The 1,984-nt window shown below is 46.0% G+C and carries 2 protein-coding genes; both read left to right on the forward strand.

The features are described 5' to 3' along the window. Positions 1 to 284: 284 nt before the first annotated feature. Positions 285 to 941 (forward strand): DUF3575 domain-containing protein, encoded by a 657-nt coding sequence (locus tag HMPREF3027_RS09885; RefSeq protein WP_070707875.1) that lies wholly within the window; start codon positions 285 to 287, stop codon positions 939 to 941. Next, positions 938 to 1,909, forward strand: a complete 972-nt coding sequence (locus HMPREF3027_RS07565) for a DUF5119 domain-containing protein (RefSeq protein WP_070707876.1) — start codon at positions 938 to 940, stop codon at positions 1,907 to 1,909. The genes HMPREF3027_RS09885 and HMPREF3027_RS07565 overlap by 4 nt, the downstream gene beginning before the upstream one ends. The last annotated feature ends 75 nt before the right edge of the window (positions 1,910 to 1,984 follow it).

Consider the following 1,984-nt stretch of genomic DNA (forward strand, 5'->3'; position numbering starts at 1 on the left):
GTCTTCGGCACTGCGTGCCTTGACCTGTGCCTATGAGTAAGGACCTCTGCCGAGGTCCTTACTCATAGGCACCTCGCTAAAAACCATACGGCGTGAACTTTCTAATGCGTAACCCCAGCACATCAAAATGAGAATTAGCCTTGTTTTAAGATAAAATAAGAGAAAAGAGTTGGTGGAATGAATAAATACTCCTATCTTTGTCGTGATTTGATTGAGATGTATTTTTTTGTGATGTATTTGTTATATTACATCCCGTGTATTTATTGCAGGTGGGGTTAGGAAAAATGTTTTTTGTCGGTGTGAATAAGGTAAGGTTATTATTCTTACTGTTGCTTTTCTCAGGGATTAATGCTTCATCATCTTTAGCTCAAGATGATGGCACGTTTGTCGAAGTGAAGAGGGAAGAGACTGTGCCCTTTTTACACCGGTATCACCCTCTCTCGATTCATACCAATTTGCTTTCTTGGTTTTTCTTGATTCCGAGCGCCGGCTTTGAGTATGCCTTTGCCAATCAATGGAGTGTCAGTGTTACCTATTATCATACTTGGTTGAGTTGCAGGAGGCATCATAAGTACTGGCGTTATTACGGGGGAGATATAGAGTTGAGGTATTGGATCACTCGCCAACAGTTACAGCAGCCGTTAGCAGGGCATCATGTGGGCTTGGATGCACGTATATATACCTATGATTTCAAGTTGGATAACGTAGGTCTCTTGGCAAAAAGCCCCCAGCTGGGCGTAGGTCTGACTTACGGGTACACGGTTCGTGTCAAAGAAAGGATCTCCATTGATTGTACTTTAGGCCTTGGTGTTATTCACGGTAAGCATGACAGGTATAGGTACAATACTTCGGGCGATTGTTACGTATGGAACAGTACGCACGAAAAGACTCGCTTCAGTCCTACTAAGATAGCCGTCACTGTATCCTATTTATTGCGATGATTTGGAGAAAAGAAATATGGATGCTGCTACCACTCATAATACTGAGCGGTTGTCGTCACAAGGATCTCTGCTACCCGGCGGCGAGTACTCTCGTGGTGACCTTTGATTGGACAGAGGAGCCTGAGGTGATCCCTAAGAATATCACCACCTTCTTTTACCCCATAGATACTGAGGGATGCTCCATAGATACTGAGAGGTGCTCGGCAAGAGATCCGATACGGTGGGATTTCTCCAACAGAGAGGGTGGTGAGGTGCGATTGACACCGGGACGCTATCGAGTATTGGCATTCAATAATGATTCCGAAGTGCTTAGATATAGGGAGGAGCAGAGGTACGAAACCATCGAAAGCTTCACCGGTGCCACACTCACCCTGAACGGGATGCTCAGCGGAGTCAGATACCCGAGGGGTGATGCAGACGAACCTCATCAGTTTCCGCCTGATCCGTTCTATGCAGGCAGGGTGGATTACCTGCGGGTGGAGCCTGCAGGGTCGAACACTTCTCTTCAGCAGGTTGTTCTCATCATGAAGCGAGAGTATATCGATATTGATGTAGAGATCGCTCATATTGGCAATCTCTCTCAGGCAGTCGGTATCACAGCTTCGCTCACTGGTTTGGCAGGAGGCTACTTCATAGGACTGGATAAATTAGCAAAGCGATCTGTATCCGTTCCTATCGAGATGAAGTGGGCTAAGGAGGGTGACGCGGCATACGGCAGCTCTACGGCATACGGGATACAAGATGAGATGGAGCACACGTTGACCCTCTATGTGGTGATGCAAGATGGGAAGGGATACATATACACCTTTGATGTCACGAAGCAGGTGATTGATCAGGAGGGAAAAAAAGTGATCAGAGTGGTGATTGATGAAGAGATAAAACTGCCTGAAGCCGAACCGCAGAGCGGGGGAGGCTGGCATGTGGAGGTAGATGAGTGGACGAATGTCTACCTGGATATTAAGATGTGATAATAATAATTGTTAGAAACGTAATTAAAAAGAGAGATTAACCCAAGTTTGACCCCTATTGGAGTGTAAGTAGCT

The sequence above is a fragment of the Porphyromonas sp. HMSC077F02 genome (assembly GCF_001815465.1).
GTDB classification, from domain to species: domain Bacteria; phylum Bacteroidota; class Bacteroidia; order Bacteroidales; family Porphyromonadaceae; genus Porphyromonas_A; species Porphyromonas_A somerae.